This is a genomic window from Paenibacillus sp. 1781tsa1 (assembly GCF_024159265.1).
Lineage (GTDB): Bacteria > Bacillota > Bacilli > Paenibacillales > Paenibacillaceae > Paenibacillus.
This window is the reverse complement of sequence record NZ_JAMYWY010000001.1, coordinates 4,985,144-5,002,867: the sequence shown is the minus strand read 5'-3', so window position 1 is coordinate 5,002,867 and position 17,724 is coordinate 4,985,144. Positions and strand designations below refer to the sequence as shown.

Below are 17,724 nucleotides of genomic sequence, written 5' to 3'. Positions count from 1 at the left end.
CCTGAAGGAGGAACAATAGATGAGTGAGAATAACCAGCCGAAACACGGCTATCAGCCACAAGTCATGGAAAAAAGTTGGCAGCAATACTGGGATACAAATAAAACGTTTAAAACGGGTGAGGACCCTGCTAAACCGAAATTTTATGCACTGGATATGTTCCCTTATCCATCCGGTTCAGGTCTGCACGTAGGTCACCCGGAAGGATATACGGCAACGGATATCGTTTCCCGTTACAAACGTATGCGCGGTTACAATGTATTGCATCCGATGGGTTGGGATGCTTTCGGTCTGCCTGCTGAGCAGCATGCATTGGATACTGGTGAGCATCCACGGCATATTACATTCCGTAATATTGACAATTTCCGTCGCCAGATCAAGTCGCTTGGTTTCTCCTATGACTGGGATCGTGAGATCAGCACAACGGACCCTGAGTACTATAAATGGACACAATGGATCTTTATCCAGTTGTACAATAAGGGCCTCGCTTATGTGGATGAAGTCGCAGTTAACTGGTGCGAAGCACTTGGAACGGTACTGGCTAATGAAGAGGTTATTGATGGCAAGAGTGAACGTGGTGGACATCCGGTTGTACGTAAACCGATGCGTCAGTGGGTCCTGAGAATTACCGAGTATGCAGAGCGTCTGTTGGAAGACCTGGAAGAGCTGGATTGGTCTGAAAGCATCAAGGATATGCAGCGTAACTGGATCGGTAAATCGACAGGTGCAGAAGTTGTTTTTGCCATTGAAGGTCGCGAGGAAGTAATTAAGGTGTTCACTACCCGTGCGGACACATTGTTCGGAGCAAGCTTTGCAGTACTTGCTCCGGAACATGAATTGGTAGAAGCAATCACAACGGATGACCAACGTGAAGCGATTCAGGCTTATCAGGAGCAGGCTTCTCGTAAGAGTGATCTGGAACGTACGGATTTGGCCAAAGACAAAACAGGTGTATTCACTGGCGCTTATGCAATCAATCCCGTTAATGGTGCAAAATTGCCGATCTGGATCGCTGATTACGTTCTTGCAGGTTACGGTACAGGTGCGGTTATGGCTGTTCCGGGTCATGATGCACGTGACTGGGAATTTGCGAAGCAGTTCGGTCTGGATATCATCGAGGTTATTCAGGGTGGCGACGTTACACAAGAGGCGTATTCCGGTGATGGCGCGCATGTGAATTCCGATTTCCTGAACGGACTGAACAATGAAGAAGCCGTTGCCAAGATGATTGCTTGGCTGGAAGAGAACGGTAAAGGACAAGGGAAAGTGACCTATCGTCTGCGTGATTGGCTGTTCAGCCGTCAGCGTTACTGGGGTGAGCCAATTCCGATTCTGCATCTGGAAGACGGAACGATGAAGACCGTACCGGAGGATCAACTTCCACTGCTGCTGCCTGATATCGATCAGATCAAACCTTCGGGTACTGGAGAATCACCACTGGCGAATGTTACGGAGTGGGTGAATACGGTAGATCCGGAAACGGGAATGAAGGCACGTCGTGAGACTAACACCATGCCACAATGGGCGGGTAGCTGCTGGTATTACCTGCGCTTTATCGATCCGCACAATGACAAGGAACTGATCTCCAAGGAGAAACAGCAGCAGTGGCTGCCAGTTGATCTGTACATTGGCGGAGCAGAGCATGCGGTGCTTCACTTGCTGTACGCTCGTTTCTGGCACAAAGTGCTGTATGATCTGGGTGTTGTGGATACAAAAGAGCCGTTCCACAAACTGGTGAACCAAGGTATGATCCTGGGGACGAATAATGAGAAAATGAGTAAATCCCGTGGTAATGTTATTAACCCGGATGAAATCGTGAATGAATTCGGTGCAGATACATTGCGTCTGTACGAGATGTTCATGGGACCATTGGAAGCGACAAAACCGTGGAACGCTAACGGGGTTGAAGGCATGCACCGCTTCCTGTCACGTGTATGGCGTCTCTTCATTAACGAAGACACAGGGGCCATCAATGACAAGATTACGGTGGACGGTGGAACGGATGAGTTCAAGCGAACTGCTCACAAAACGATCAAAAAAGTTACGGAAGATCTGGAACACCTGCGCTTCAACACATCCATCAGCCAGCTGATGATCTTCATCAACGATGCATACAAAGCCGATACATTGCCTCGAGAAGCAATGGAGAACTTTGTGCAACTGTTGTCACCACTGGCACCGCATATGGCAGAGGAGCTGTGGAGCCGTTTGGGTCATGAAGGTGGAATCTCTTACGTGGCTTGGCCTGAATATGATGAGTCCATGACAGTGGATGCAGAAGTAGAAATCGTTGTTCAGGTAAACGGTAAAATCGTAACTCGTGCTACGATCGCGAAGGATCTGGACGCACAGGGGATGCAGGACTTTACGATGGAGCTGGCACCTGTTAAGCAGGCGCTGGAAGGCAAGACCATTCGCAAGGTCATTGCCGTTCCAGGCAAACTCGTTAATATTGTTGCCGGTTAATCTCACCGGCTCGGAATAATTCATCCAGCTTTAATAAATCTTCATCATATTTGTCATGTGTCGTGCGGATCAGGTTGTCGAAAACACCGTCGAGACTAACCTTCAGCAGTGCAAGTGCCTGAGCGGTAATACCGCCAGGTACAGCGACACGAGCTTGAAGCTCTTGCGGCGTGTATCCTCCTTCGGTGAGCAGCTTGCCTGTTCCCAGAAGCATTTCGCCAGCCAGAGCGCAGGCATCTGCCCTTTTGATGCCTGTCAGCTTCACGGCACTTTCGATCCACTGTTCCAAAAAGAACGATATGAATGCAGGTCCGCAACTGGAGAAGTCGGATGTGATTCGTGTACAGGCTTCGTCCACTTGGTACGGCCTGCCTATATGACTAAGCAGACTTTCCAACACAGCGCGGTCTTCACTGGTCATTCGTTCGCCGTGTATACACAGGGACGCGCCGCTGCCAACCTGGTGTGTGACGCTGGGAATAACCTTGGAGACTTTGCAAGGAAGTGAAGATTCCAGATGGCGCAGCTGCACGGGACTGGTGATCGAGACAATTATATGATTGGGATTCACGACAGGCAGGATGTCGTCAATGACATGTTTGAATTCAAGCGGCTTCACGCACAGGAAGATGATATTACTTCGGATCACCGTTTCCCGATTGCTCTGGGATTCATGCAGACCGGGGTAACGGAGGGATAACTGTCGTACTTTGGACGGGGTTCGATTGCTGGCCGCGATCTGACGGGGCTCGAGTGCACCCGATTGAATCAGGGCATAGATCAGCAGACTGCCCATGCTGCCGGTTCCGATAAATCCAACCTTCATTGTTTCAGGCCTCCTTTCATGCTTTACGGTACTGGCGCAGTTCATTCCCTCTATTCTATGCGTGAGGACCTGGTTCACATGACATGAAAAATGCACAACTTGTTTCATCAGGGAAGTTCAACGGTTCGGAAGCACCGCCCGTGTTCGAAATGAATGATTTTGAATTCAGGGAGAGGTGTGGAAGAAATGAGATGGAACAAAGGAATGACCATTGCTGCTGCGGTGGTTGGAAGTATACTCATATTATGGTCGGGCAAAAGTGAACAACCACCTAGTGGCTGGGAACCCTTGCAGCTCGGCACCGAGAAGCCGACAATAGAGCAGGAACTTCCTGTTATACAGTCGGCTACTTCGGTTCAGGGCAATACAGGAACATCTTCGGGAACGGATGCAAATGGGATGCAGACTGGGAATGATGCAAAGGCAGGAGAGTCTAAAGAGATCTTGAGTGGTGCAGTTGAAGGTGATCCAGTAGCCCAAACTCCAAATCAGACGAACGATATTCCATTGGTTACTGCTGCTCCGACTGAACCGGTAGTGCAAGATACGAAATCAAACCCTTCGGTTACCTCCGAGACGGCATCAAGTAGTAATTCATCTATAGTTCGTGAGGAAGCAAGCGATAATGGTAAGATTGATGTGAACACTGCATCTGTCTCCAAGCTTACAGAGCTTCCTGGAATCGGGGAGAAGAAGGCTCAGGCTATTGTAGACTATCGGAATGCACATGGTCCTTTTGCGAAAGTTAGTGATCTGACAAAGGTCAAAGGAATCGGCATGAAGATGCTGGAGAAGATGGCGCCATATGTGCAGATCCGGTAATATGAGAATAAAAATGTGTTGAGCGGGAGGAAAGCAGCATGAGTACAGTAGAGGTACGCAAGGATTGGGATACGTATTTTATGGACATCGCGTATATGGTTTCCACCCGTTCCCGCTGTTCGCGTCGTCACGTAGGTGCCGTTCTTGTTCAAGGAAAAAAACTACTCGGAACAGCGTATAATGGCGCACCCACCGGTGTTCCGGATTGTTCTGAAGCAGGTTGCATGATATCGGAAGAGTATGAGTTGGTCGTGACCGATGGGCAAGAAGACATGGTGAAGAAGCAACGCTGCATTCGCACAATCCATGCGGAGCAAAATTTACTTTTATTCACAGATCGAATCGACCGTGAAGGCTCGTCTGTGTATGTGACTGACGAACCTTGCTGGACATGTGCCAATATGCTGGCGAATAGCGGGATTACAGAAATCGTCTTTCATCGTTCTTATCCTAAAGATACCGGCAAGGTTACGAATATGATGGAACAGAAGGGCATAACATTCCGCAGGCTGGAGAATTACCAACCGCCGCGGGAAACGATGATGACTGTGAGCAATTAATCTGAATATGGTCGAATATGAGAGGGAGAACCTCCGGCAAGCCTGAATTGGCTTCCCGGGGGTTTTTCTGCGTTCCAGGGTGACAGGAAGGAGGGAGCAAATGAAAGGCAGACCGTTGTTAAGTTTTACAATTTGCTGGTTATGCGGTAGCGGTATGGCATGCGCCTTAACAGGATGGACGTTAATATGGGGGATGATTGGGGCGCTGGCGTGTCTGCCACTTCTACTTCGTTTCATAGATGTGCGTGGATGGTCCATTTTGTTTTTGCTCACTGCCTTTATTGGAGGTGCTGTACATTGGGAATGGAATGACGTACGCAATCATAGCAGACTGCCCGAGACCATCCATACTGCTGCTGATGAGATGGACGGTATGGCAGCACAGATTCAGGGTGAGCTTGTATCAGATGTGCGTATTGATGGAGATCGGGCTGACTTTAAGATACAGATTTCTTCCATATTGCCCATATCGGCTTCGTCAGCAGATACAGATCTGGCGGCATCAACTGCATTCCAAATAGATGAACAATTGATGGTACAAGTCAGACTGTTGGAGGAAGAAGAACAACAGGCAGCAGCGGGCTGGAAGAGGGGCGATGCAATCACGCTTCATGGTTCTTTTGCCCTTCCTGGCGAAGCGAGGAACTTTGGCGGGTTTGATTATCGCAGTTATTTGCGAACCCTGCATATCCACTGGTTGTTCAAAGTGAAGGGAGCCGCCTCGGTCACGGTTACGCCTCCGGAGGGGCTTGGACAATTCAACGTTCTACGGTGGACGGATTGGACAAGACATATGTTGGGTTCAGCGGTCGAACAATTATTTCCTGAGCCTCATGCAGGATATATGAAGGGACTAATTATCGGGATGGCTAACGATATCGATCCGGGCACCTATGGTCAGTTTTCACAACTGGGTCTAACACATATCCTGGCAATCTCCGGAACCCATGTGGCTGTATATGTAGCTTCTCTTCTCCTTATTTTATCCTGGTTAAGACTTACCAGAGAGACGGCACTCACGATTGTTCTGATCCTGGTGCCTGCATATGTACTATTATCCGGTGGTTCACCTTCAGTGATTCGAGCAGGCATTATGTCCATGATTGGGTTGTATATGGCACGCCGTGGCCTCGCGAGAGATGGTCTGCAGATGATCAGTGCAGCAGCATTACTGATGATGTGGTGGGACCCGTACTTTTTGCTAAGTGTGAGCTTCCAGTTATCCTTTCTCGTGACTGCAGGTCTGATGATATACATGCCATTGATTAACCGACTGTTCAGCAACTGGCCGAAATCTCTGGCCGCAACAGCATCCGTCACGGTAACCGCTCAGCTGATTTCTTTTCCAGTAACCATTCTGTACTTCAACCAGTTTTCATTACTCTCATTTGTAGCCAACTTTCTGCTGGTTTCTTTGATTAGCGCCATTGTATTACCACTGGGGACGGTCGCCATGCTATTGTCATTCATATGGGTTCCCTTGGCGAGACCTTTCGCATGGATTGCGATTCAACTGAATCAACTGACTTTTGTAAGCGTGGAGTGGATGAACAGTCTGCCGGGTTTTGTGTTGATCTGGGCAACACCTTCCCTGTTGTGGATAGCCGCATATTATGCCGTTTTATATGCCTTGCTCTATCTGCTGCATCGTGGCAATGGTGAGCAGCAAGAAACAGCGTTTATTGAGGAGGATACGGCTCCTCTTGTGAGGAGACTACCTCCAGTTTCCATGGGGAATGTGGGCATTCGCTCTTCGATGTCTAACATGGCACAGGATCAAGGTAAGAAACGTGTAGATGGAAAAGAAACTTCATTAACGACATTAGGAGCCAGTATTGCCTGGCCGGAGTATACGAGTGCATTTGCCGCACGAGGTGCAGGTTATTATGCATATGAACGAATGAGTAAAGTTCAGCGATGGGTGTGCGGTTTGCTCGCGCTCAGCTTTGTTACTGGATTGTGGTGGGCATATCAGACTCCCAAGCCTGCTGGAACCGGCATCGTGCAGTTTTTGGATATTGGACAAGGAGACAGCACATTGATTACAACCCCGGAAGGCAAACATATTTTGGTGGATGGCGGGGGAACAGTTAACTTTGGAAACACCGAGCAATCGTGGAAAACAAGACGTGATCCGTATGAGGTAGGAGCCAAGGTCGTTGTTCCTTTATTGAAAAAGAGAGGTATCCACCAACTGGACGCTGTCATTGTAACGCATGCCGACCAGGATCATGCCGGAGGGCTACAGGCTGTGCTGGAACAGATTCCGGTTAAACGGTTCATGTTTAATGGTACAACCAGTGGTAAGGCTAACTTTGATAAGTTACTGAATACAGCCATGGAACGGAAAATTCCTCTGTACGCCATTCAGCAGGGTATGACTTATAAGGCTGATAAAGAGACAAGTTTACATTTTATAGCTCCAGATCTGGCGCATATGAATGTAAATGCATCAGGCAATATGCCTGTGTCTGAACACCAGAATCATGATTCCGTTGTCTTTTTGCTAGACATGGCTGGGACTTCCATGTTGTTCACCGGGGATATGGATGCTGCGGCCGAGCAGGACCTGCTCTATATGATTCAAGATGGCTCGTTAGCTGCCCAGTTTAAACAGAAAGGTGCAGATATTGAAGTTACAGAGGGAGTTGTACAAAGGTTACTTACACGCCCGTTGCTGGTTAATTCAAATGATGCTTCAGCAGCATTTGTCTCCATTGACGTTCTAAAGGTCGCTCATCATGGGAGTAAAACGTCTTCCACCGAAGCCTGGCTCCAATACTGGAACGCCAAAACCGCTGTGATATCTGCTGGAGTTAACAATACATATGGACATCCCAATCCGGGAGTAATGGAACGTTTGGAGGCTACCGGGTCAGATATTTATCGGACGGATCATATGGGTGAGATTCAGATGAGAGTGAAAGATGGGAAGATTGCTATCCGGTACAAGTTGGTCGGGGTTGAGTGACGGCACGCAACCTATTTATCGGTGTGATGATAAATGAAAAAACGCCGATCTAATACCAATTGGAAAGCTAAAAAGACAAGAGAACATACAACAATGTGGATCGACTGTGCAGGAAAAGTATTGAAGTTGAGTGTAAACATCGAGTAGATGATCCCACCTATGAAGCCTAATAGACCATATGCGGCAATAGCAATGGGCAATCTCATATACGTATTATCTTTTTTTCTGTATAAAAGTAATCCATCCGCCAATATAGAAAGTGGCGTAATTAAGAAAAGTAAAATAGCGAGGTTAATCAATAATCCAACTGCAAATTTATAACCGAATGAATAATAGTAAGTATTCTCTATTCTTTCATCCAAAGGGACATAGTGATAAATCCCCATTGCAAGTGAAATGAAAATTGCAGTTAATACAGCTGCAAGTATTTTTCCGCGCGGCCTATGGATTCTATGGGTGTTTGTCATTTAAATATTGACCTCCATCTTAAATAACTATATTCAACAAGAGATAAACTAAGAAAGTTACTATATTTTAACATACAGAGGTTGAGGAAACAGTTAAACGATTTTATGCTGATTGAGATGATACCAATTAATCACTTTATTTGATTGTAAGTCACAGCGCAAAAAAAGCCCGTTTTCCGTTACACTCCACGAGGGAGAATATCGGAAAGCGGGCCATTTTTTCAAAATGTAGAAGAAATATAAGAACTACTCCACGCCATCCTTAAAGTGTTTGCTCCAGTGTTTGTCGCCCTTGTGCAACAGATCTTCTACCGTTTTCTCAAGAGTCATCAACAGCTGTGCTCTGACATCAAGTACGGTTTCTCTGTACAAGCGTTCTTCCGATCCAACGATTTTATCGCCGTATAATGCCTGTGCAGCTACGTACTTCCGATGTTCCTCGACCAGAGTATCAATGGACTCCAGTGCATGTTCCACAAAGTGGGAAATACTTTGGTATTCTTTGGGCATTTGTTCTTTTAAAGCTTGAATTTTTGCTAGAGCTGGCATGCTCATCACCTCGTGTTTATGAATGTAAATTTACAATACACCATTTTCATGAAAATTGCATTAAAAACAGCTTAAATTTGGACAAATTTCGACTTTTTTTTATTTTCAGAACCAAAAAGTGCTTAGCTATAATGTATGCCATTGCATTTGAATTGAGTCGTGTAAGTAATGGAATCCCTTTTGGATACGTTTGGTGACTCGTTATGCAATTTCTGTTATTCTAAGAGAAGATTTCAGCGGCCCAAATACATACGCCGTTATTTTGTTATGGCAAATTAAAAAATACTTAACTTTGCAACAATTTTATTGATGATCACGTCTGTAAGGTTGCAGGGAGAGGGGGATCCTTTGTGGTAGAGCCGGAACTCATCAGAGCCGCTCAATCGGGCGATCGCGACGCTCTAATTACCCTATTGCGGGAGATTGAACAACACGTCTATCGGACCGCATATTACATTCTAAATAATGAACAGGACGCTTTGGATGCTGCTCAGGAAGCATTGATCCGAATTTACACCAAAATCAACTCATACGAAGAAAAGGCCCAATTCAAAACTTGGGTACAACGCATCGTCACGAACATCTGTATTGATAAATTCAGAAGAACCAAACCGTCCGTCTCCATTGACGAACATGACATGGTTTTTCAGGATGCTCAGGATGTGGAGTACGAGGTCATGTCTACATATGTGGCCCAAGACATTCAGGATGCGATCAACAAGCTTCCCGAGCATCATCGTACCGTTATTGTTCTAAGATATTTGCAGGACTTATCCTACAATGAAATTGCGGATTGTCTCGATCTTCCATTGAATACGGTGAAATCTTATTTATTTAGAGCCAGACAGCAATTGCAGAATCTACTACAGGAATATCAGAAAGGTGGTGTGACAGGATGAAATGCGAAGAGGTGGTGGAATGGATGCACCGCTATCTGGATCATGATCTGGGCGAGGCGGAAACCGCGCAGATGCTACAACATGTGGCGAAGTGTCCGGAGTGTGCCGAGAATTTTAGTTTACTCAGAGCTCTTTCCAGAGAACTGGAAGAATTACCGCAAGTAAGCCCGAGATTCAGTCTGGTTGATGCGATTATGCCACAACTTGATGCCATTGACGAAGCGCGGAAGGAACAAAGTAGCACCATACAGGAAATGAATCCTGTCCCCGCTGCATTTGAGAATTTACAACGTTCAAGTGAGCGGAAAACGAAACAAAAATGGCTTAACTCGATGGCAGGACGTATGTCTATGGGGGCAGCGGCTGCGGCAGTTGTATTGGGATTCGCCATCTGGGGATATCAGCCTGACCAGATTGAGAATGCCGATTCCTTGCTGATGAGCTCAGGGGCTTCTCAAGAGAGTGGCAATGTGGATGAGAATCCTTTAAGCAAAAGTATTGAAAATTCTGATCCTGCCACTTCATCCCAACCAAGCAGCAACGATGTGTTTGTTGATCAATCGAATGTTTCACCGACTGAACCAGACAACCAAGGCGTAGAAACAATACCTGAAGAGAATGGTGGAGATGAGGTACAGAAGCCTGAAGTTCGGACAGATCCGACACCTCAACAACCAGCTACTGGATCAACACCTGCTCCGAACAAAGGAACTCAGGATCATTCGTCCAAAACACCTACGACCGATAATCAAAATAATCAGGTTCAGAACCAAGATGCTGAGCAGCGCAATCAAGAACCAGGAGATGCTACCAAATCTTCTGCAGATGGGGAAGAGAATGGAGTAACAGAAACAGACAACGGAGATTCCTTCACTTCTCAGATGATTGTACCGAATGAAGATGCTCCAGTTGAAAGCAATTCTGCTCTTGATTCCGGTGCAGGTGCAGACGCCTCTGGAGGAAACAAAGGGATCGCAGCAGGACCGGATCAGGGAATGACTACAACAGCAGCACCAAAAGAATGGAAATCACCTGACGGCTCTTACGTAGTTATGCTTCTTGGTGATCAGATCAGCATCTACTCCAAACCTGCAAACGAACCGGATGTTCTGAATTTGGTTGAACAACGCAGTATAGAGGGCACACTGAAGTCAGCGAGTTGGTCCAAGGATGGTACCCTATTTAATTACGAGACGGACAAGGACGGAACAACGGCGAAGAACTCGTTTAATGTACCTGCCGTTCCAAGTGGAGCTCCGGCGAAATAATTAAAAAATGGGGAGTGCGCTCCTCCAAACGAAAGAACATTTTCAGTATGACAAGCATATAGTGGAATTAACAAAACGTCCTATCTCAGTTCAAACAACTGACGTCGTATGACCGCGCACCGGCTTTTTCTAGAACTGCTGGTGTCTGCGTTTATATAGATGTAGGACAGGGGACCTTCATCCGTAAACTGGATGTAAGGTCCCTTTGTTGTCTTGCACTTTTTCTGGTAGGATAAGAGGGATAAGGAGGCACCGTGAATGGATGTAAAAAGTGCAACAAAGGCAATACGTAGTGGGGAAACGGCTCCGATCTATGTGCTGTATGGAACGGAAAAGTACCAGATACAGCAATTTACGGATATGTTAAAAGAACAGGTTATTGAAGAAGAACATCGTGATTTTGCGATTATTCCATATGATTTGTCTGAGACGGCTGTGGAGGTCGTTATTGAAGAAGCAGAGACCGTACCTTTTCTGGTTCCACGCAAATTAATTATTGTAAGGGACGCGAGCCTGTTCACTGCAGGTAAAGAATCGAAGATTGAACATCAGGTTGATCGTCTGCTTACATATATGGAAAATCCGGCAGACTACAGTACGATTGTTTTCCTGGCCCAAGGGGATAAGCTGGATGAGCGTAAGAAACTGGTGAAGGCTGTCAAGAAACAGGCAGTCGTTCTTGCTTTTGCTCCTCTTAGTGGAGATGAACTGTTGAATTGGATCGTGAAACTGGCGAAGCAGCGGGATGTTTCCTTGGAGACAGGAGCGGCGGAAACATTAATCAGCTACGCAGGAACAGGTCTCCAGACCCTTTCTGCTGAAGTGGACAAGTTATGTTTGTTTGCAGGTAATGGGGGAACAATCCGGCGTGCTGATATTGAATCACTGGTTGCCCGCAGCACAGAGCAAAATGTATTTTCACTGGTGGAAGAATTGGCTAATTTGCGACTGGAGAAGGCATTGGCTCTGTTCTATGAGTTGTTGAAGCAGCGGGAAGAACCAATTAAAATTGCGGCTTTGATCGCTCGGCAGTTTCGGATTATGATTCAAGTTAAAGAGTTGGGCCAACAAAGCTACTCCCAACAGCAGATTGCCAGTCAGCTTGGGCTGCATCCATATGCGGTTAAGATCGCGGGAGAACAAGCGCGTAAATTTCAGCCAGAACGTCTGAGAATGATTTTGAGTCACCTCAGTGAATTGGATTACCAGATGAAAACAGGAGCGGTGGATAAAGTCCTTGGTCTGGAGCTATTCTTATTGAGACATGGGGCTTGATGAATACGTAAACGTAATAGATTACTAGTGTAAATAACAAACAAAGCGACCTTTGCTCCATGATGGTTAGATCATCGGAATAAAGGTCGCTTTGTCTGTGTCTTATACTTATCGAATCAGATACTAAAAAATCCTGAAAGCCTATGCTGTTCAGGATTTTTCCATTGGATCGTATAAGTAACGCTTCTTACGCTTGTGCGGAAAGAGCGTTCAGTTTTTTCGCCAAGCGAGACTTTTTGCGTGCTGCAGCATTTTTATGAACCAGACCTTTAGTTACAGCCTTGTCCAGCTTTTTGGAAGCAGCTTGAATCGCAGCTTTTGCAGTATCAACTTCGTTACTTACCAGAGCAGCATCAGCAGCTTTAACAGCTGTACGGAGTGCAGACTTCTGGGAAGCGTTGAGTGCGCGGCGCTTGTCGCTCGTTTTTACGCGTTTAACAGCGGATTTGATGTTTGGCATTACATTCACCTCCTGTAAGGCATTTGCATGAATACAAACGTTTCACAACTTAAAATATTCTATCACGCTAGCATGTAAAATGCAACAGATATTCCTACGATGTTAGACATGCTGCATAAAGAAACTCTTTTTCCCACACAATATGCTCAAATGCGGTAAGGGAGGCAGGGACAGAATGACACTGGATTTGCAAAACTACACAGTTCGTACCGATTTGGCGATCGACTCCAAGGAAATGGCGCAAGGTGGACAGAAACAGACGATTCCCGGATTACGGGAAGATGTAGAGAAAAAAGAGGGCATTACGATTACACGTATTGATGTACTTAATGATGAAGCGGCCACAGCCATTGGCCGGGTGAAAGGCCACTATGTCACGTTGGAAGTACCCTCCCTACGGAATGGGGATACGGATTTACAGGAACGTGTTGCTGCCGAGTTCACACGCGAGATGGAAGATTTTATGATCAAGGCTGGAATCAACAAAACATCCAAAGTCTTAATTGTTGGCCTGGGCAATTTGAATGTTACTCCCGATTCACTCGGTCCACTTGTTGTGGAAAATCTGATGGTAACCCGTCAGTATTTCGAATTGGTGCCCGATCAGGTTGCGCCAGGATATCGGGAGGTCAGCGCAATTGCTCCTGGTGTGTTAGGAACAACGGGCATTGAATCCAGTGACATCGTACAGGGGATTGTAGACCGGACCAAGCCTGATGCCATTATTGCGATTGATGCCCTGGCCTCCCGTTCTCTGGAACGTGTAAATACAACCATTCAGGTAGCCGACATTGGTATCCATCCTGGTTCCGGTATTGGAAACAAAAGGCGTGGCCTGACTCGTGAGATATTAGGTGTACCTTGCATTGCCATCGGAGTACCAACCGTATGTTATGCGTCCACCATTGTGAACAATGTGATTGAGATGATGCGCTCACACTTCCGCCAGGAAACGGATCAGACTAAACAGATCATGGGCATGCTGGACGACATTGGTGAGCAGGATCGCTTGAGTCTGGTCAAAGAGGTACTGGAGCCACTGGGTCATGACCTCATTGTTACTCCGAAGGAAATCGATGAGTTTATTGAAGGAATTGCCAACGTTATCGCTACAGGACTTAACGCCGCACTCCATGATGCAGTGAATCCGGATAACGTAGCCGCTTATACACATTAAAACTTAATCTGCTGAGAAGGAGGTCCGAATCTATCGGACTTTCTTTTTTTGTTTCTGGAATCTTTCATTTTCCTGTTCTATCAGATTGGGCGGGCTCATAGAGTTGAAGTATAAGAGTTGTCCAGCAGGGAAGGAGACAGCAGAATGAACAAGATATTGGCCTGGAATATTGGAAAGTGGAAAAAAAGATGTCTGCACGTGCTGGCCATGGGCCGTACGTTGTTGTTGCTTATGATCATATCTGCCTTGTTTTTTGTCGTACTTGGTCTTGGGGGCATGGCAGAGAAACGCTTGAATAATTCTCCCGTTTCTTCGATGAAAGGATTTGCGAGTGCTGTATCAAGCCGCTTTTTCGTCGATATGCTCGGTATGGAGATGCCCCATCTCACCCAGAAAGAACAGACATCTGCAATATCCGGTGAGAATCTCACTTCATTTGTTTTCCAATTACTGACGAATGTAAACCCTCAAGATCCCAAGAGCCTAATTGCGAGAGAAATGCCGGGCATGGGTTCCAACCAACCTGTTCTGCTCCGTCCTGGATCTGGTAACGAAAAAGCAGAGGCTCCCGAAGATTATCAGCCCGGTCCCGGTCTTACGGATACAGCTTCCGCAGGTGGAGGGAAACCCGGTAGTGAGCTGCATGTTCCACCAGGTCAGGACAATACGGATCCGCCTGATTCGAGCGAGCCTGGAGATGGAGAAGGCAAGGAAGATCCCCCAGCGAAGAATGGAGAGAAAGACAATTCAGGCTCACCGACAACAGGTGAAAAATCAATTCTTATCTATCATTCCCATCCACGGGAAGGATACAATCCATTGCTAGGTACGAAAAGTGATAATCCATCATCAGGCAAATCAACCGGCAATGTGTTTCAAGTGGGAACCTATCTTTCAGACAGTCTGGAGAAGCTGGGAATCGGCGTAGAGCACGCCAAGGATGATTACCCGACTAAAGTAAAGGATTATAACTGGAACTATTCCTATAAATATTCTCGTCAAACGGTAAAAGCGGCACTTGCTCAAAATGACGAACTGACGTATCTCATAGACATTCACCGCGATTCACAGCGTCATGGCAAAACAACAACTACAATTAATGACTTGGGCTACGCCAAAGTGTATTTCATTATTGGACATGAAAATCCAAATTGGCGGCAGAATGAAGCCTTTGCAGCGAAAATTCATAAGAAACTGGAAGCCAAGTATCCTGGGGTATCGCGTGGTGTGTGGGGTAAGGATGGCGGAGGCGCCAACAATGGAGAGTATAACCAAACACTTTCACCCAACAGCATTCTAATTGAGATTGGCGGCATCGACAATACAGGAGCTGAGTTACAACGGACATCGAAGATTCTCGCAGACATGATTGCCCAAGTGTACTGGGAAGATCAGAAGGTGGATAAAGCCAGTGCGGAAACCTCGTCGCAAGGTGGGTAGGGACTATATATGTAAGAAGATGAAAATAGTAGAGAGTGACAGGAGGCTAAGCATATGTCCAGATTCGGTAAAAGATTGTTATCCATGGCTGTATTAATGTTGCTGGGTGTTCTGTTTGGAATGCAGCTGGCTGGCGGCAACTTTCAGATTGGCAATTCATCAGGAGGCACGTCAACCGTGGTAACAACTGAGCCAACTTCCTCGGTTACCGAATCTGTTCCAGCTGCACCTGTGCAAAAGGAAATCAAAGAACCGCCATTTGTACCTGTTCAGTCACCAAGCCAAGTGCTTGGGGCTGATCAGAGTAAGGCTCCGGTCGATGTGTTGGCAGACAAAACGGCTGGACTATTGCAAAATCTCTCACATAGTGGAATCAAGTGGGTGGTCTCTCTTTTTAGCGGCGTTGCTGAATAAAATACCATGGATTAAAGGTACAATATAACCTCTAGGAGTGTATGATCACACTTTATTGTAAAGTTGAGACATCACGGGATTGATGCACTGTGCTTCAACTGTTATAATGAAGTGATTGACACTAGGCTGTTTCTGGGGGTAAGGAATGACTGACATTCGGGCAAGACAACGTAAAATTCGTAACTTTTCTATCATTGCACATATAGATCACGGCAAATCAACACTTGCGGACCGGATCTTGGAGCACACAGGTGCGCTCACGTCACGTGAAATGCAGGAACAGGTTCTGGATAAGATGGACCTTGAACGTGAACGTGGAATAACGATCAAGCTACAAGCAGTAGCCTTGACTTACAAAGCGGATGACGGTGAAGAGTATTTATTGAATTTGATTGATACACCAGGACACGTAGACTTCACGTATGAAGTATCACGCAGTCTTGCTGCATGTGAAGGAGCTCTGCTGGTTGTGGATGCGGCTCAGGGAATTGAAGCCCAAACACTTGCCAATGTGTATCTGGCATTGGATAACAACCTTGAAATTTTACCGGTTATTAACAAAATTGACCTTCCAAGTGCTGATCCTGAACGAGTGAAGCAGGAAGTGGAAGATGTTATTGGTTTGGACACAAGTAATGCGGTTTTGGCTTCGGCCAAATCAGGAATCGGAATCAAAGAAATTTTGGAGCAAGTGGTGCAAAGTGTCCCTGCACCAACCGGTGATCCTGATCAGCCTTTGAAAGCGCTGATTTTTGACTCGCACTATGATCCGTACAAAGGTGTAATCGTCTATGTACGTGTTGTTGACGGCAAAATCAAATCCGGTTCCAAAATCAAAATGATGGCAACAGGTAAATCATTTGAAGTCATTGAAGTTGGTGCGTTCAAACCTCGCATGACCATCGTGGACGAGCTAAACGTGGGTGATGTTGGATTTATCGTTGCAGGTATCCGGCATGTTGGCGATACACAAGTCGGGGATACGGTAACGGATGCCAAAAATCCAACACCGGAACCTTTGCCGGGTTATCGTAAAATTAACCCAATGGTGTATTGTGGTCTCTATCCGATCGAAACATCCGACTATGTTGATCTGCGTGAAGCATTGGAGAAATTGCAGTTGAACGATGCGTCTCTGAGCTTTGAACCGGAAACATCCAGTGCACTCGGTTTTGGATTCCGTTGTGGATTCCTTGGACTGCTTCACATGGACGTTATCCAGGAGCGGATCGAGCGGGAGTTTAACATTCCGTTGATTACAACGGCACCAAGTGTAATCTACCACGTCACTTTAACGAATGGTGAAGTGATGAAAATCGACAACCCATCCAACTATCCTGAGGTGGGACGGATTGATTACGTCGAGGAACCATACGTTAAGGCAGATATTATTGTACCGAATGATTATGTAGGTACCATTATGGAACTGTGTCAGAATAAACGCGGTGAATATGTGAATATGGAATATCTGGACACGACCCGGGTTACCATTACCTATGAGATTCCGTTGTCCGAGATTGTATATGACTTCTTCGACCAGTTGAAATCCGGTACCAAAGGATATGCTTCTCTGGATTATGAACTGTCCGGTTACCGTCAGTCCAATCTGGCGAAAATGGATATTGTCCTCAATGGCGAGCAGGTTGATGCTCTGTCCTTCATCGTTCACCGTGACCGTGCTTATAACCGCGGACGCATTGTCTGTGAGAAACTGCGCGAGTTGATTCCACGGCAAATGTTCGAGGTGCCAATTCAGGCATCTGTAGGTACCAAGGTCGTTGCTCGTGAAACGGTAAAAGCCATGCGTAAAAACGTACTTGCCAAGTGTTATGGTGGTGACATCTCGCGGAAACGGAAACTGCTTGAGAAGCAGAAGGAAGGTAAGAAGCGGATGAAGCAAGTTGGTAACGTTGAGGTGCCGCAAGAGGCATTCATGGCAGTACTGAAAATTGATGACTAAACAATCTATTTTGAGGTACAGCACAGAATGTGTGTATTCAAATTAGATTACGACGTTTGCTTGCAAACGTCACGTGAATCCTTTTGGTACATCAATAATTTGTGTATGAAAGGATAAACGATATTTTGTTTCGGGTACATCACAGAAAGTGTGTATCGAAATTGAATTGTAG

Annotated in this window: 15 protein-coding genes; 11 read left to right on the top strand and 4 right to left on the bottom strand. The window is 46.2% G+C overall.

Annotated elements, in window-relative coordinates:
* The first annotated feature begins 19 nt into the window (after positions 1–19).
* Complete coding sequence (leuS, locus tag NKT06_RS22565; protein WP_253439454.1) at positions 20–2,464, top strand: leucine--tRNA ligase; 2,445 nt, start codon at positions 20–22, stop codon at positions 2,462–2,464.
* Here leuS and comER read toward each other — a convergent pair.
* On the bottom strand, positions 2,445–3,290 hold the full coding sequence (gene comER, locus NKT06_RS22560; protein WP_253439452.1) for a late competence protein ComER: 846 nt from the start codon (positions 3,288–3,290) through the stop codon (positions 2,445–2,447). The genes leuS and comER overlap by 20 nt on opposite strands.
* A 186-nt stretch (positions 3,291–3,476) precedes the next feature.
* Between comER and NKT06_RS22555 the strand changes: the two genes are divergently transcribed.
* The 3 genes from NKT06_RS22555 to NKT06_RS22545 all read left to right on the top strand — a co-directional run bounded on the left by NKT06_RS22555 (position 3,477) and on the right by NKT06_RS22545 (position 7,643).
* The gene (locus NKT06_RS22555) at positions 3,477–4,112 is read left to right on the top strand and encodes a ComEA family DNA-binding protein (protein WP_253439450.1); all 636 of its coding nucleotides are present in this window, start codon (positions 3,477–3,479) and stop codon (positions 4,110–4,112) included.
* Between the two features lie 38 nt (positions 4,113–4,150).
* Complete coding sequence (locus NKT06_RS22550) at positions 4,151–4,672, top strand: deoxycytidylate deaminase (RefSeq protein ID WP_253439448.1); 522 nt, start codon at positions 4,151–4,153, stop codon at positions 4,670–4,672.
* A 100-nt stretch (positions 4,673–4,772) separates the two neighbouring features.
* Positions 4,773–7,643 (top strand): ComEC/Rec2 family competence protein, encoded by a 2,871-nt coding sequence (locus NKT06_RS22545; protein ID WP_253439446.1) that lies wholly within the window; start codon positions 4,773–4,775, stop codon positions 7,641–7,643.
* Between the two features lie 11 nt (positions 7,644–7,654).
* Here NKT06_RS22545 and NKT06_RS22540 read toward each other — a convergent pair whose 3' ends face one another.
* Both NKT06_RS22540 and NKT06_RS22535 read right to left on the bottom strand, forming a co-directional pair.
* On the bottom strand, positions 7,655–8,110 hold the full coding sequence (locus NKT06_RS22540; protein ID WP_253439444.1) for a hypothetical protein: 456 nt from the start codon (positions 8,108–8,110) through the stop codon (positions 7,655–7,657).
* A 246-nt stretch (positions 8,111–8,356) separates the two neighbouring features.
* The gene (locus NKT06_RS22535; RefSeq protein ID WP_017687204.1) at positions 8,357–8,659 is read right to left on the bottom strand and encodes a hypothetical protein; all 303 of its coding nucleotides are present in this window, start codon (positions 8,657–8,659) and stop codon (positions 8,357–8,359) included.
* Positions 8,660–9,009: 350 nt separating this feature from the next.
* On the opposite strand from NKT06_RS22535, the gene NKT06_RS22530 reads away from it, so the two are divergent.
* The 3 genes from NKT06_RS22530 (at position 9,010) to holA (ending at position 12,101) form a co-directional block, all read left to right on the top strand.
* A complete protein-coding gene (locus tag NKT06_RS22530) occupies positions 9,010–9,558 on the top strand; it encodes an RNA polymerase sigma factor (RefSeq protein WP_253439442.1) in 549 nt (182 codons plus the stop codon).
* Positions 9,555–10,826, top strand: a complete 1,272-nt coding sequence (locus NKT06_RS22525) for an anti-sigma factor family protein (protein ID WP_253439440.1) — start codon at positions 9,555–9,557, stop codon at positions 10,824–10,826. Before NKT06_RS22530 ends, NKT06_RS22525 begins: the two co-directional genes overlap by 4 nt.
* 258 nt (positions 10,827–11,084) lie before the next feature.
* Complete coding sequence (holA, locus tag NKT06_RS22520) at positions 11,085–12,101, top strand: DNA polymerase III subunit delta (protein WP_253439438.1); 1,017 nt, start codon at positions 11,085–11,087, stop codon at positions 12,099–12,101.
* 187 nt (positions 12,102–12,288) lie between these two features.
* Here the strand turns inward: holA and rpsT are convergent, their stop codons facing one another.
* Positions 12,289–12,561: a 30S ribosomal protein S20 gene (gene rpsT / locus NKT06_RS22515; protein ID WP_024628504.1), complete on the bottom strand. Its 273-nt coding sequence runs from the start codon at positions 12,559–12,561 to the stop codon at positions 12,289–12,291.
* A 175-nt stretch (positions 12,562–12,736) separates the two neighbouring features.
* Here rpsT and gpr point away from each other — a divergent pair, with 175 nt between their 5' ends.
* From gpr to lepA, 4 genes are all read left to right on the top strand, one after another.
* Positions 12,737–13,738 (top strand): GPR endopeptidase, encoded by a 1,002-nt coding sequence (gene gpr / locus NKT06_RS22510; RefSeq protein ID WP_253439436.1) that lies wholly within the window; start codon positions 12,737–12,739, stop codon positions 13,736–13,738.
* 144 nt (positions 13,739–13,882) lie between these two features.
* Positions 13,883–15,178, top strand: coding sequence for a stage II sporulation protein P (locus NKT06_RS22505; protein WP_253439434.1), 1,296 nt, complete (start codon positions 13,883–13,885; stop codon positions 15,176–15,178).
* A 54-nt stretch (positions 15,179–15,232) separates the two neighbouring features.
* On the top strand, positions 15,233–15,592 hold the full coding sequence (locus NKT06_RS22500; protein ID WP_253439432.1) for a hypothetical protein: 360 nt from the start codon (positions 15,233–15,235) through the stop codon (positions 15,590–15,592).
* Between the two features lie 145 nt (positions 15,593–15,737).
* Positions 15,738–17,552: a translation elongation factor 4 gene (lepA, locus tag NKT06_RS22495; RefSeq protein ID WP_076332291.1), complete on the top strand. Its 1,815-nt coding sequence runs from the start codon at positions 15,738–15,740 to the stop codon at positions 17,550–17,552.
* Positions 17,553–17,724 lie beyond the last annotated feature (172 nt).

Excerpts from the sequence above, each read along its gene's own strand:
- leuS (WP_253439454.1), top strand. The coding sequence starts at position 20 with ATGAGTGAGAATAACCAGCCGAAACACGGCTATCAGCCACAAGTCATG.
- comER (WP_253439452.1), bottom strand. The coding sequence starts at position 3,290 with ATGAAGGTTGGATTTATCGGAACCGGCAGCATGGGCAGTCTGCTGATC.
- NKT06_RS22555 (WP_253439450.1), top strand. The coding sequence starts at position 3,477 with ATGAGATGGAACAAAGGAATGACCATTGCTGCTGCGGTGGTTGGAAGT.
- NKT06_RS22550 (WP_253439448.1), top strand. The coding sequence starts at position 4,151 with ATGAGTACAGTAGAGGTACGCAAGGATTGGGATACGTATTTTATGGAC.
- NKT06_RS22545 (WP_253439446.1), top strand. The coding sequence starts at position 4,773 with ATGAAAGGCAGACCGTTGTTAAGTTTTACAATTTGCTGGTTATGCGGT.
- NKT06_RS22540 (WP_253439444.1), bottom strand. The coding sequence starts at position 8,110 with ATGACAAACACCCATAGAATCCATAGGCCGCGCGGAAAAATACTTGCA.
- NKT06_RS22535 (WP_017687204.1), bottom strand. The coding sequence starts at position 8,659 with ATGCCAGCTCTAGCAAAAATTCAAGCTTTAAAAGAACAAATGCCCAAA.
- NKT06_RS22525 (WP_253439440.1), top strand. The coding sequence starts at position 9,555 with ATGAAATGCGAAGAGGTGGTGGAATGGATGCACCGCTATCTGGATCAT.
- holA (WP_253439438.1), top strand. The coding sequence starts at position 11,085 with ATGGATGTAAAAAGTGCAACAAAGGCAATACGTAGTGGGGAAACGGCT.
- rpsT (WP_024628504.1), bottom strand. The coding sequence starts at position 12,561 with ATGCCAAACATCAAATCCGCTGTTAAACGCGTAAAAACGAGCGACAAG.
- gpr (WP_253439436.1), top strand. The coding sequence starts at position 12,737 with ATGACACTGGATTTGCAAAACTACACAGTTCGTACCGATTTGGCGATC.
- NKT06_RS22505 (WP_253439434.1), top strand. The coding sequence starts at position 13,883 with ATGAACAAGATATTGGCCTGGAATATTGGAAAGTGGAAAAAAAGATGT.
- NKT06_RS22500 (WP_253439432.1), top strand. The coding sequence starts at position 15,233 with ATGTCCAGATTCGGTAAAAGATTGTTATCCATGGCTGTATTAATGTTG.
- lepA (WP_076332291.1), top strand. The coding sequence starts at position 15,738 with ATGACTGACATTCGGGCAAGACAACGTAAAATTCGTAACTTTTCTATC.